This is a genomic window from Microbulbifer sp. VAAF005 (assembly GCF_030012985.1).
In the GTDB taxonomy this organism is placed as follows: Bacteria; Pseudomonadota; Gammaproteobacteria; order Pseudomonadales; family Cellvibrionaceae; genus Microbulbifer.
The window spans coordinates 4,880,840-4,894,550 of sequence record NZ_CP120233.1 but is presented as its reverse complement, the minus strand read 5'-3'; the positions used below and the strand labels follow the sequence as shown (position 1 = coordinate 4,894,550).

At 47.2% G+C, this 13,711-nt stretch carries 11 protein-coding genes; 7 read left to right on the top strand and 4 right to left on the bottom strand.

Features of this window, described 5'->3' with window-relative positions:
- Positions 1–40: 40 nt before the first annotated feature.
- From P0078_RS21935 to P0078_RS21925, 3 genes are read right to left on the bottom strand one after another with little or no spacing between them, the layout of a single operon-like run.
- Positions 41–940: a polysaccharide deacetylase family protein gene (locus P0078_RS21935; RefSeq protein WP_282932012.1), complete on the bottom strand. Its 900-nt coding sequence runs from the start codon at positions 938–940 to the stop codon at positions 41–43.
- On the bottom strand, positions 940–1,812 hold the full coding sequence (locus P0078_RS21930; protein ID WP_282932011.1) for a GNAT family N-acetyltransferase: 873 nt from the start codon (positions 1,810–1,812) through the stop codon (positions 940–942). The genes P0078_RS21935 and P0078_RS21930 overlap by 1 nt, the downstream gene beginning before the upstream one ends.
- 31 nt (positions 1,813–1,843) lie before the next feature.
- Entirely contained in the window at positions 1,844–2,920 is a 1,077-nt protein-coding gene (locus tag P0078_RS21925; RefSeq protein WP_282932010.1) for a linear amide C-N hydrolase, read from the bottom strand.
- Between the two features lie 364 nt (positions 2,921–3,284).
- Between P0078_RS21925 and P0078_RS21920 the strand changes: the two genes are divergently transcribed.
- The 7 genes from P0078_RS21920 to rdgC all read left to right on the top strand — a co-directional run bounded on the left by P0078_RS21920 (position 3,285) and on the right by rdgC (position 11,303).
- Positions 3,285–3,683, top strand: coding sequence for a VOC family protein (locus P0078_RS21920; protein WP_282932009.1), 399 nt, complete (start codon positions 3,285–3,287; stop codon positions 3,681–3,683).
- Between the two features lie 434 nt (positions 3,684–4,117).
- The gene (locus P0078_RS21915; RefSeq protein ID WP_282932008.1) at positions 4,118–5,212 is read left to right on the top strand and encodes an alpha/beta hydrolase family protein; all 1,095 of its coding nucleotides are present in this window, start codon (positions 4,118–4,120) and stop codon (positions 5,210–5,212) included.
- Between the two features lie 89 nt (positions 5,213–5,301).
- A complete protein-coding gene (locus tag P0078_RS21910; protein ID WP_282932007.1) occupies positions 5,302–5,700 on the top strand; it encodes a hypothetical protein in 399 nt (132 codons plus the stop codon).
- 132 nt (positions 5,701–5,832) lie between these two features.
- The gene (locus P0078_RS21905; RefSeq protein ID WP_282932006.1) at positions 5,833–6,171 is read left to right on the top strand and encodes a hypothetical protein; all 339 of its coding nucleotides are present in this window, start codon (positions 5,833–5,835) and stop codon (positions 6,169–6,171) included.
- Positions 6,172–6,468: 297 nt separating this feature from the next.
- A complete protein-coding gene (locus P0078_RS21900) occupies positions 6,469–8,826 on the top strand; it encodes a TonB-dependent receptor domain-containing protein (RefSeq protein ID WP_282932005.1) in 2,358 nt (785 codons plus the stop codon).
- 172 nt (positions 8,827–8,998) lie between these two features.
- Positions 8,999–10,123, top strand: coding sequence for an alkaline phosphatase family protein (locus tag P0078_RS21895; protein WP_282932004.1), 1,125 nt, complete (start codon positions 8,999–9,001; stop codon positions 10,121–10,123).
- Positions 10,124–10,310: 187 nt separating this feature from the next.
- Positions 10,311–11,303, top strand: a complete 993-nt coding sequence (rdgC, locus tag P0078_RS21890) for a recombination-associated protein RdgC (RefSeq protein WP_282932003.1) — start codon at positions 10,311–10,313, stop codon at positions 11,301–11,303.
- A 59-nt stretch (positions 11,304–11,362) separates the two neighbouring features.
- Here the strand turns inward: rdgC and gnd are convergent, their stop codons facing one another.
- Positions 11,363–12,883: an NADP-dependent phosphogluconate dehydrogenase gene (gene gnd / locus P0078_RS21885; RefSeq protein ID WP_282932002.1), complete on the bottom strand. Its 1,521-nt coding sequence runs from the start codon at positions 12,881–12,883 to the stop codon at positions 11,363–11,365.
- Positions 12,884–13,711 lie beyond the last annotated feature (828 nt).

The following is a 13,711-nucleotide window of genomic DNA, read 5'->3' as shown; positions in this document are numbered from 1 at the left end:
ATTTTCCGCACACAAGCAATCTGGAAAGCTACCGCCCAAGTTATCTAGCGGTAGAGAAATTGGAGATCCAATGTTGCGCTACCTCGTTGCGGCGACAAAGCCAAATGGGTTCGAATCCCTGGATATATTTCAAGAAACGATAAACTCCAGCAGCCCTGGCAGGGTGGCCGCTGACTCGCCCATGTAGTCCAACACTCATCAACTTAGGACTCACGCTCCCTTCCCGCCAAAGCTGATCGAAAGCGCCTTTTAGCAATAAAAAGAAATCATCGGCAGTCGTGCACCCACTGGGCAGCAGGTACTGAATATCGTTATTCACCAAGGTGTAGGGAATCACCACCAATGAATCTGATTTCTGTTCCCAGAATGGTAAATCATCACTGTAGGAATCTGACGTATACAGTAATCCATCAATTTCCCGTACCAATGATCTAGTATGGGAGCTTACCCGGCCTGTATACCATCCAAACGGAGGCCTAGCGGTTAACTGCTCGATTATCTTAACAGTGAGCTGAATATCGTGTTTTTCTCGACCCTTAGGAGTATCTTTATAATCAATCCACCGGTATCCATGGCCAGCAATCTCATGTCCCGCTTCAACCAGGGCCAGCGCTAAAACCGGATTAAGCTCTAACGCCTGACCGGTAGCAAAAACTGTTAAAGGTACGTTGCAAGTATTAAAGATATCGAGAAGCCGCCAGACGCCAGCGCGAGAACCATACTCATACATACTCTCTACACTGAAATCCCGCCCTCCAACCCGTGCAGGCCTGCCAGGAAGTTCATGCAGGTAAGATTCAGATTGGGTATCGCCGTTTAGCTTGGTGGATTCTGATCCCTCCTCTAAATTCAAGACAAACTGAATTGCAATGCGGGCCTGATCAGGCCAGCGGGGATGAGGCGGGCGCCCAGCGTAACCCTCCAAATTTCTCGTGTGCATCAACCCAGCTCAAATGTCGTTACACCAAAAATTCGATCCCGCGCAATATCCGGCATTGGCCCCAGGTACATCCTTGCGCAGCCAAAAACTTCCTCCATTCCATAGTGCTTGGCCAGCGACATAGCCGCAGGATTATTTTCCGGCACATCCAGAAAGATAGGTCCATCATCTGCAAATGAGACCAGTCGCTTCAACAACATATCTGCCACTTTATAGCTATTTGCAAACAGAGGACCGACTTTACATCCATTGCGGCAACGCCTGATTACACCATAGCCACAAAGACTTCCAAATTGGACATAGCCCAAACTCAGAGCCTCTGGCTGGGAAATCCATGCTTTCAGAAATACCCGTCTACTTGCGGGAAAGCAGGTCCTGTCGTAAGCAATTATTTGATCCAAAGAAACTTCACTAAGCGGGATAATTTCATCAGGGCATTGAGCACTCACACCCTCAAAAGCAGAAAGTTCGACTCGATAACGGAGATTCCGATGGGAGAAGTTAAAACCGCCGCGGCCATAGTAATCCTGCATCGCAAATACCCCATCCATACCGATGCTTGCATCAGGCCTCAACCGGGTTTTTAAGCGGTCCCGTCGGATATACCAAAGCCTGTTACCAAACCCATGACCTCTGAATTCAGGCCTAACGATAAAGAATCCCATAAAACCGAAATCATCACCGTACGCAGTAATTGCCCCTCCTCCGATCAAGTCACCCCGAACTTCCGCCGCAATGTAAGCTTCTGGATCTGTTTTCCAGAAAATTTCTGCATCGTGCAACCCCGGATTCCAGCCTTCAAGTGCAGCCCAGTCAACCAGTAATTCCACTTCTTTACGTGTCATCTCCCGAACAGTAAATGATTCATGCATTGACTTAGACTCTTCTCGTTATCGTATTTATTCAGCTACCTGGAGCGAGGAACTTAAAGGGTTCTGAAGGACTCAACTTAGATGCCACTTCCCCACCAGTATCCATTGGAGTATCTAATTTCATTGTCATTACTTTAGATCCCGGCTCAATAGCAACACTATCCATATCCAGCCAAATTACTGATGGACTAATAACAGAGTCGAAATAGTAGCGGCTACTTTTTTGATCAATAACCGACCGCCACAATGTTGAGGCTATATTGGGTTTATCGGGATCATCCATTCCCAGCGGCACGCTGACAGCACGAATTTGGGAGAATGCGGATGCTAATGCATCGCGATACTTTTTATATTCTGGTGATGTTTTTAAAGCATAACTCGCCCGTACAAACCTGTCCGCCGCACTAATTGTACCCGGTAGAAAGTTTTGGCCTCCAATTGAATTCCAATAGGAGTTGATTGCCAGCTGCTGATCATAAGGTGGTGAATTAGTCATTACCGTAAACTGCTTACCGTGATGGATCTTTAGCACACCGTCAAGATATTCAAAAATAGCGGAATCACCGCTGGGATCTGAAATTGCAATATGCGCACTTGCGGGTCTCCCATTGGGAAGATCTGCGCCAACCACGGTGAATGGATCACTCTTTAACCCCTTTACCGCAGCATTAACCGTTGCGTAGTTATCCAGGATGTATTGCAACCAGGCCCCAACAGAGATAGTCGGCTTACCCCTATCGGCAGCACTCCCATAATCTGCCTCAGCCAAGTATAAAAGGTTGCCTACGAGGCCCTTTTCATTGAGCCCATCAGTTGTAGCTGCATCGTAAATGCTGATAACAATTGAGCCAAACTTCGATGTCCAAGTAATAGATTTTGGGCCTAAGCCACCATTGCGCTCCATCCCCTGAGGGAAAACCCAAAATGCCATAGCTGCATCGGTATCACTCCAGTCCATGCTACGGGCAGTAATATAGGTCTTATCACCAGTTTCATAGAGTATTCGGGTACAAGCAATCGAAGACCTGGGCTCGAGTAGGCACAGCACTACAACAACAAAAACCATAACGGAGTTTATAGCTTTAGAAAAACATGAAATCCTTTTCACTTTGCCAACCATCCCTCAAAATCATTAATTAATATACTGATCGTTTACAGTCACTGTAATCGGCTATAAACAATAGAAAGTCCGGTTTCCATCATAGATGGCCAACAATGGTGAGACTGTCTTTCATTCCAATACTTGGCAACCTTGGCGTAAAGGCCCAGAAACTGACACCGCTTTCAACATGTACAGTTCAAATATCTTGTAACTTCAGTAAACTTTTACAGCTAATCAGCTTCACGCTAAAAGCATTCATTTTGGTATAGGCTACTCAAATAAAAACTATTTGAAAAACTGTACACCTATTAACCAAAAAGAAATAATCCCTCTTATCGAAGTAGCAATAAGGCCAATCACGGAGCCCCTAATGAACTCAATTGGCAGACTGGTAATCCTAGTCAACAACTATGAAGAAGCTATTGCCTTTTATCGTGACAAATTGGGGTTTGAAGTATTTATTGACTCTCAAGCAGCACCGCATCGATTTGTTCATATTCGACTTCCGGCACAAAAAGATATGGGTATATGGTTACTTCAGGCAACTTCTGAAAGCCAGCAAAAGAAAGTGGGAGCACAAACTACAGGGCAGCCTTGTGCCGTTATTTATACAGATAATTTTGACAGAGAATATAAAAAACTTGCAAAAAATGGCGTTCACTTCAGCAAGCCACCCACTTCTGAAGGGGGTGCAGAGTTTGCCCACTTTGAAGATCTCTACGGCAACGAATTTATTTTAGTTGAACTACAAAAAGAAACCGTAGAGTAAATTTTAACCTGTCGCTTCTGATTCCCCCATAGAGTGCGGTGTAAGCAGCAACAGATCTTCACCTTCGCTAGTCTCCCCCTTAACCGCGATGAAATAACTTCCGACAAGTAATTTAAGAAAAGAACCACGAAGCGGCTTTTCCCCTCCCAATCAATAAATCTTTTTCTTTTCTATATTTACATCTCGTTTTGTATCACATATAAATCGAGTAACATTCAGTTGACATGCACCTATATCCAATGTCCTTCGGTTAGTATAGAGCTGGCCATCGCACAAAATTTCAACACTGAGATACACCGCAGCTAGCTACTGGCTAGCGTACTTATATATGGAAATACTCACTTACTGAAACGATTTTCACACAGAAAAAACAAAGGCAGGAGCAAACCTTGGCAGAAGGTTATATCTCCAGAATAGAGCCAATTGGAATAACAATGAGAAGAAGCTTAATTATGCTGGTGCCCGGACTGACACGAGTCACCAGCACCGCCCAACTGTCAGAGTTCACCGAGGGAATGATCGCAGCCAGTGAGCGTATGCCTCTCACTCAGATTTCTGATCCTACCGTCCCCGCCGGCATCAACCGCCTGAGGGTCAACGATGAACAGGAGCTTGATCTGGTTGAAGCTTACTGGAACGACTTGGTTCCTAGTATTACCCAGCAGAGCCTGAAAGTCCGCTTAGCCCGAGGCTTCTCCCTAATCTGGTTCTGGCTGGCCAACCTCCATATTTGGAAAGGGGTGCTTAAACGAAAGTACCTGACATTTGGTTTAACGCTTTCAGCATTAGCCTTTATTGTTTGGTACATTGGTACCATCATTTTGTTTGTCGAAGCTGTTGAGCCCACCAGTGACAGCCCGTTTTATCCCGCAGTACAACAGCTCAAGCAAGGTGTTGAGTATATAGGGGGCTGGCGGATCTGGCTGATTGCTACTGCCGTTGTTGCTGTTATGCCGGTTGCCTTACTAGTAGATATTTCTGACTTTTGTAAGCGCTATCTCACCAATGAGCCGGCGGCCAAGGGCAAGCCTGCAGTCCGCTTTGAGATTATCCGACGGGTCAGAGAACAGCTCGAAAACAGTATTAAACTATACGACTACGATTCCGTAACTATTGTCGGACATAGTTTTGGCAGTGTTGTTACTGTAGACCTTTTTGCCGATCTTCCGCCCATCGGTAAACCAATCCGTATCCTAACAATGGGGTCCCTAATCGAAGTTCTGGGTAAGCAAGCTCCTTGGCTGCAGAATGAAGTAGAGCAACTGTCACAAAGAAAAGATCTAATCGAGTGGATTGATATCAAGTCTCACTCAGACTGGTTTGCCAGTGGTTCTGCGGTCCCAGCACGCCACCACTGTTATGAGAGAATTATTGGGTCTTACGGTACTTTTCCGGACAAACTGGCAGCTCGAGTTCACTCCCGATATTTCGATAATCAGGAGGCTGTTCGCTTACTGCTGACTTACTTTGAAAAGAAAAATGATCCCAGTATTTCGCCGACCTCGCATGAGATATTGGAACCGGTATAAATGGGTACCCAGGCGAGAAAATTGGAAAGAACTGTATATCTCTCAGCCATTCTTTAGGTGGCTGAAAAGAACCGAATTGAACTATTAAAATGAAAATTAAAGAGGGAGCGATCATGATAAGGCAGCCGAGAACAATCTTTGCAGTTTTAGCCTATCTTACCATTCTAGTTAGCGGATGCTCACAAATGGCGCCGCGCTATGATGCTGCGCTATACTCCGATTTAACCACTGTCAATGTAGAGATAATGGAATTTTTCTCTTCAGTTTCCAGTGGAACTAACAAAGATTCTTACTCAAAAAGAGATGAGAGATACCATGCATTGATCGGCAAAGTGGATGCGCTGGCAATGCAATCGAAAACCCGCCCCGCACCTGAAAGTAAACTACTCAAAAAGATTAACAACTACTTGGAAACCTCCGGCAGGAATATTAGCTTTGAGCGGGAACCCCCAGTGTTGCTTCACTGGAGAAAATTTCAGAAAGTTTGAACATGATGCGCACGGTAGATGAAGATAAGGGCCTAAACGCAACCGCTGTTTCTCTATTCAAAAATGAAATTGTTATTTCCATGGACCAAGCACTCACTTATGAGTCTTTTCTGAATCGCTGAGGAAATTACTATGTCTATTGACGTTAACCAACTCGTTGCCGATATCAAAGGGGCAGCTTCTGCGGTAATCAACAGTGATATTTCTGAACTCAGGGGGTTTTCCGAGCGCCAGTTATCCGCAATGGCTCAGCAAACAAAAATGATTGTTAAAGCTATTGCATCTAATGAAATATCTGGCGATCTGCAAGATTACTTTCTCGACTCCCTGGAGGATATGGCCAAGAACTTCGCCAACACTTTACGTGGACTCCTGTTAGTCACCATTGAGAAAGTCTGGAATGCTGTTCTGGGAGTTCTCTGGGGAACAATTGAAGCGTGCACCGGCATTTCATTAAAAGCTGCCATTTAATTTTGCTTATGTAGGGCCGGAGTAACCCGGCCCAAAGCGCAAATGCTCTAATTTCCATAGCTCCATTCAATATTACTCCCCAGATCACCACCAGTTCTAAGTACATTATTCCACCAGTCACAAGTGACTCTTGTATCGGGCACCTCCAAAATACCGCTAATTCATCAACGGGTAAAAAGAGTTTAACCCCTGTAAAGAATTATTCATCAAGACGCGTCAATGTACGCGCGCAAATAACCCAAGCCGCTAACCAGGCTGGTTAAAACTTGCTGAATCACTACAAACTGGGGTATCCCGATGAATACTAAAAAGACCTACCTGGCAGCCGCCATTTCAGTGGCCACAATAATGAGTGCCAGTCCCGTGACCGCTGAAGACCTCAGCAACGCACAAATTGAAGAAGTAATGGTTCTGGGCTCCGGTAGCACTTTTAACAGCAGCGAAGTATCTGAGGCAATGCGCAAGCAACAGTCCTCTATCACCAGCGTTAATGCATTGATCGATAACCTCCCCGGTGTCTCAGTCAATGAAGGAGATACTTACGGCTTTGACGACTGGTCAACCAATATCAGTATTCGCGGATTTACTAACAGCTTAGATGAACAGCAAATTGGCACCACCATCGATGGTATTCCCAATGGCGGTTCGAATTACGGTGGAGGCTCAAAAGCAAACCGCTTTGTTGATCCGGGTAATATCGGTTCAGTAGAAGTATCACAGGGTACTTCAGATATCGCTTCACGTTCCCACGAAGCCCTGGGAGGCACTATTGATTATCGCACTGATGATCCTTTGGACACACAGCGCAGTCGAATAGAACTGTCCACAGGCGAATTTGATGCACAGAGAGTATATTTTCGCTATGACACTGGTATTTTTGCCGGGAACAGCAAAGCCTGGATCTCATACTCTAACCAGGAAGCGACCGACTGGATTACTGAAACTGCTGAGAATGAACGAGAGCACATCGCGGCAAAACTAGTGACCAGCTTGGAAGCTGGTACCATCAAGGCCTACCTATCTTACGACGATATCCACGAAGATAATTATCAACGAGTCTATTCGGACGCCCAATTTGAAGAGTACCCTGAAAACGATTTCCTTACCGGCAACTGGTCCGGTATTCCCTATATCGATCAACTCTATCGCCGTGGCTGGTCTACCTTGCGCGAGAACCTGCTGGCCTACACCCAGTTCGATTTTGACCTGACAGACTCATTCAATCTACAGGCCGGACTCTACTACCACAGCAACGAAGGCCGTGGGGACTGGGTGCCCCCTTACCTGGTTGATATTACAGATGACAGTGAACAGGGCGAGTCCGAGTTCCTCGGCGGCTCAACTGCCTATGGCGGTAGCCAGTCGGGCATCATTTATTTTGTTGATGCCAATGGCAACGCCCTTACTTACGATGAAACATGTATAGCGTCAGTCACCAATATCTATGGCGATTCAGGACCGGCCTACAATCCAGATTGCTATGCAGAGGGCGCCATACCCACGATGTCTTATCGGCACACTCATTATGAGAAAGAGCGTACCGGACTGACTCTAGACTTTACATACGCTACCACCATCGCCGGGTTAGACAATGAGCTACGAGGCGGCCTCTGGTATGAAGACTCCACCCGTGACGAACACCGCGATTGGCACAAAATCACTGATGCGACTCAAGGTGCCAGTTTCAATTCAACACCCTATTGGGTGCAATACGACCGCAGTTACCCCTCAACCAGCACAAAGTGGTATTTACAGAACTCCCTGACCATCGACACTCTCACTTTGACACTGGGCGCCAAGCAGTTCTTTGTCGATGTTGAAAGGGAAGATCTGTTTCAGGAGTCTTCCGATGCAAGTGTTGATTCTGACTCAGACATCCTGCTCTCCGCCGGTTTGATTTGGGAAACACCCCTGGAAGGTGCAGAGCTGTTCGCAGGCTACGCTGAAAACTTTAAGGCGATTGGAGACAGCGTATTAGAGCGGCCCGATTCAGATCTCGACAATATCGAACCCGAAACCTCAGAGACCACAGAGCTCGGGCTTCGCTATACCGCCGATAATTTCTCGGCAACTGCCACCTACTTTCAAAATGATTTTGAAAACCGGATCATTTTCTTGGATAACAATACTTCCGCGGGTAATAACTATTTGATTGGTACCAATGGGACTTATTTTAATGCCGGTGGAATCGAATCTGATGGTCTGGAACTTTTCCTGGACTACGATCTATCAGAAACTCTAAATCTCTATACATCCTATACCCTGCTGGACACTACCTACATTGGCTCAGGAAATTCAGCGGTAGATGAAACTCAAGGAATAACGCCAGGGAATGATGTGGTCGGAATAGCTGATCAACTCTATGTGATTGGCCTGGATTGGAATTCTGAAATATTTTACGGCGGCATCTCCAGTAAGTTTACTGGAGATCGCTTTGTCGACTTAGACAATAGCTGGACAGCCGACTCCTATATAGTTGTCGATGCCTACCTGGGCATGAATCTGGAAGAATTTAGCCCGGTACTACGGGGAGCCAACCTGAATTTAGTGATAAATAATTTACTGGATGAGGATTACTTAGGAACTGTCGTCTCTGGCGGTGCTTGGATTGGTGCTCCACGGACAGCCTCACTCTCTGCAACTATTGATTTCTAAGATTTTTTTGGCAGCCACACAATCGGCTGGAAATGCTAGCCGATTGTGCGTATGTTTAGTCAAGCAGTAGATTCAAAAACAAAGTGCAATAAATAATAAATATAGTCGAAAAATAATTTTGATTATTTGTGACAAATATAAATAACCCAAAAATATGCAAAGAGCTCTTTCAATGAACAGATTGACTACAGCAATCCTGGCCCTGTTTCTTTCTACTCAATCCCTTGCCGCAGACAACCTCGTATTAGTTACTATCGACGGTTTGCGCTGGCAGGAAGTGTTCTCAGGTTATGACCCTGAACTTCTCAACCACACAAAGTTCACTGAAAATAAACAAGACCTTATCAATCACTTTCACGGCGATTCACTCACCGAAAAACGTCAAAAATTATTACCTTTTATCTGGCAAACAGTGGCTAAAGAAGGGGTTTTAATTGGCAATCGCGACAAGGGGTCTAAAGCACAAGTTACCAATAGCTGGTGGTTTTCCTATCCCGGTTACAATGAGATTTTAACCGGCTCCGCCGACCCCAAAATCAATAGTAACGACCCAACTCCCAATGCCAATACTACCTTTCTCGAGTGGCTAAACAGCAAATCTGAGTACAAAGGCCAAATCGCTGCATTCGGTAGCTGGGGGGTATTCTCCTCGATACTTAATCGTGATCGCAGTGGTATTTACATTAACGCGGGGCTGGAAGCTGCCGATTGGCCAAAATTGAGCCAAAGAGCAGGGTTTCTCAATGATTTGCAGGGGCAACTGCCGGTTTTCTGGGAAAACGTGCGGCCCGATGCATTTACCTATGGATTTGCAAAAGAGTACTTAATTAGCAAAAAGCCCAAGGTAATGTACATTGCCCTGGGTGAAACTGACGATTTTGCCCACGATGAGGAATATCACCAGTATATCCACTCCGCACATCGGAGCGACATGATACTCGCCAAACTCTGGCAGACACTGCAATCTCTTGATCAATACCGAGACAATACCAACCTACTCATTACCGTTGACCACGGGCGCGGCAACACCGCTGAATCCTGGCCCCACCACGCCAGTGGCCCGGCCCTGACCCAATACTTCGGTAAAGAAGACCACCCCCACAAAGCGGGAATACCTGGCTCCAATGAGATCTGGATTGCCGCGCTGGGCCCAGACATTAAGGCCTTGGGAGAAGTATCCAGGGGAGAAGCCGTTTTTCAGGATCAGATAGCCGCAACCGCACTACAACTGCTTGGCCATAAGTCAGAAGAGTTCTCGCAGGATAGTGGCAAAGCAATAGACAGTATTCTCAAATAAACCTTTGTTCAGCCAGGCCTGACAAGTTCGGCTGAACAAATTTTCACCGCCTTGGACCAGTAATATTCTGGAGCTTGATAACTACTTAAAGAACCCATCAATTTAGTGTTAACAGGCTCTAGATGCCCCGCCCCGGTTTCCGCATAATGCAGGCCGCACTCGCAACTGAAAACAGATGGCCTGATGTATGTGGTTTAAAAACCTCCGTATTTATCGTTTGACGAAAGAATTTTCCCTGGATGCTGAAAAATTGAACGAATTGCTGGAGCCTCATGCATTTGTTCCCTGTGGCAGTCAGGACAGCACTCGCTATGGCTGGGTGCCTCCACTAGGGCGCCACGGCAGCCTGTTGGTGCATGCAACTAATGGCTACCTAATGGTCTGTGCTAAGAAGCAAGAAAAAGTGATTCCTGCTGCGGTAGTCAATGAGAAAGTTGAAGAGCTGGCACAAGCTATTTCTGAAAAAGAAGCCAGGCAGGTAGGTCGCAAGGAGCGGCAAAACCTTAAAGACGAGATTCTCCTTGAAATGCGTCCCAAGGCATTCGCCCGGTCCCGTCTGCAATATGCCTATATTGCACCTCAGGATGGCTGGGTAGTGGTTGACGCCTCTTCTGCCTCCGCCGCCGAGGAACTGCTGGAGAACCTCCGCGAGGCTATCAGTAGCCTTGCCGTGGTACCACTCTCCGCCAAGAACCTGCCACAGCAAACGATGACCCACTGGCTCAGTGCCCCTGAAGCACCGCTTCAATTTGATTTTGGCCACGAATGCGAGTTGCGCGATCCCAAAGACAGCGGCAGTGTTATCCGCTGTAAAAACCAGGACCTCTGTGCCGAGGAAATTCACAATCACTTGGTGGCAGGACTACAAGTGCACAAGCTGGGGCTGACCTGGCGTGGGGGCGTTGAATTCCTGGTAGATGATCAGCTGTCCCTAAAGCGTATCAAATTCAGTGACGAGCTTCTGGAGAAAGCCGATAGTGCCGATGCAGAAAGTGCAGCCCAGCGGTTTGATGCAGATTTTGCGGTGATGGCTCTGGAGATCTCAGCCCTGACCAAAGACTTGCTCTCCGCCTTCGGTGGCGTCAACACCGAGTCAGCTAGCGTTGAGGAACTGGTGGCCAAAGCCAGCCGCCAAGAGGCGGAGGCTCTGGCCAAAGAGGTAGAAGAGGTCGTTCTTTAGGGAACTCACATAGTGATACGTCCCTGAATGGCACGTATCACCTCCCCCTACCCCATCAATCAGATCTCAACCATTGGGCGGCCAGGTTCGGTCCACTGAACGTGGTACTTGCGCTGCTCAGGTTGGTCCACACGCGCAAAGGTATGGGCTCCAAAGAAATCACGCTGTCCTTGTAGCAGGTTCGCCGGCAGCGACTCGGTGCGGAAGGCATCGTAGTAATTGAGCGCCGATGACAGGGCCGGCACCGGAATACCATTCAGAGTGGCGCTCGCCACCGCTTGGCGCCAGTTGGCCTGGTGATCGGCAATCTGCTGGGTGAAGAAATCATCCAGTAGCAAGTTGGAAAGCTTGGAATCTCGATCGTAAGCATCGCTAATAGATTGCAGGAACACTGCTCGAATGATGCAACCTGCACGCCAAATTCTGGCAATTTCAGAGAAGTTCAACTGCCATCCCTGCTCCCGCGCAGCCAGCTTCATCAAATCGAAGCCCTGAGCGTAAACACAGATCTTTGCGCAGTAGAGAGCGTCGTGCAGCTGTGCAATCACTTCTTCCCGTTGCTCTGGAGCCACTGGTGTCAACTCAGGCCCTTGCAGTTTCTTCGCTGCGCGGGTACGCAATACCTTCCGGGTAGATAATGAACGGGCGTAAACCGCTTCGGCAATACTCGGGGCCGGACAGCCCACTTCCAGGCTGCTCATGGCTGTCCAGAGACCAGTACCTTTTTGCCCTGCTCGGTCGAGGATAACGTCTACCAGCGGTTGTTCTGTCACGGAGTCCAAGGTAGAGAGCACTTCCGCACTGATATTGATCAGATAGCTGTTCAGCGGGCCTCGGTTCCACTCGCGGAATACTTCTGCAATTTCCTCTGGGGCCATACCCAGCGCCGTGCGCATCACATGGTAGGCCTCACAGATCATCTGCATATCGGCATATTCAATACCGTTATGCACCATCTTCACATAGTGGCCTGAGCCTATCGGGCCGATATAAGCCGCACAGGGCTCACCTTCGCGAACCGGGTTGCCAGGCTCAAAGCGCTCAATCGGCTGGCCGCTGGCTTTATCCACTTTGGCGGCGATAGCATGCCAAACTGGCTCAATACGACTCCAGGCATAACGGTCGCCGCTGGGCATGAGGGACGGCCCAAAACGAGCACCCACTTCGCCACCGGATACTGCGGTGGTGAAGAAAATCAATTTGCCTTCATACCGTTTAGCCCGCTCTACAGAGTCGGTCCACAGGCTGTTACCAGTATCAACAACGATGTCGTCAGCCTTCAAGCCCGCATCGAGTAGCTTGCTGCATACGTCATCAACGGGGGCTCCAGCCGGAACCGAGAGAATAATCAAGTGCGGGGCTTTAACCTTCGCCAACAGCTCTGTGTAAGAGTTGCAGGCTTCAACACGCGCAGGCAGGTCTCCACGCTCTTTCTTGTCCTGCTCCAGCAGCGCATTCAGCCGGTTGTGATCCAAATCAAAGGCACAGACCCTATAGCCATTGTCGGCCAGGTTCAGGATCAGGTTCTTACCCATCACACCGGCGCCGATAAAGCCAATATCGCACTGTGAATCAGACATCAAGTTCTCCATATAAAGACAGGGGGCTTTCAAGGGCGCGGAGTATAGCAATATGAATCTGGAGCAGGGAGAGCAAAAACCAAACAAAATTGCCCAGAGCCTCGTAAATACAGCCTACAAGCGACAGAAATCGGCAAAAGCTTGGCTCTTCCCTCATACACTCCTCAATACACCTTGAAACAGGGATGCTTTTGCCTTTTAGTGCCAGGCAGCGATTCAATTGGGTCTATCTAAGATTCCGAGAGCAACTTTTGACGCTTGATGAACTATAGCGGGCGTTTTAACAACCTGAGAAGCAGGGAATAAGGCTTAGTGTACTTCCTCATTCCAGCAATTAGTCCCCTAAAGATTGTAAAGATGGCAGGGTATAAGTATCTGCACCCAAATCTCATTCGAAGCTACTACATCAGTGAGGTTGTTAGATCCACCGCTAACGTTAATCTTCCATATAGCCACACCTTAATTTACTTAGCGATAAAAAAGCGCTTATTATCATCGACACCGCAAATATCCATAGTGATCCTAATTTACAAGTGAACTCGCAGGCTGTACCAGCCAGAAGTGAAACAGCAGGTCAGTGTTTATTTGAATCTATTCTAGACCTCTTTCGAAATATTCCTATTACAAGAAATACATACTAAACCAATCAGAAACTCCCACCGATAATTCTACAATACACTAAGACGGCCACCTTATATTTAAATTTTCAATATTGATTAATTAAATTTTAAATCACTTACACTATGAGATACCCCACCAGCCTAAACAGCAATAAAATACCAATATCAACTCTTACTTTCCTACAACTACACAACCTTAAATTACAGA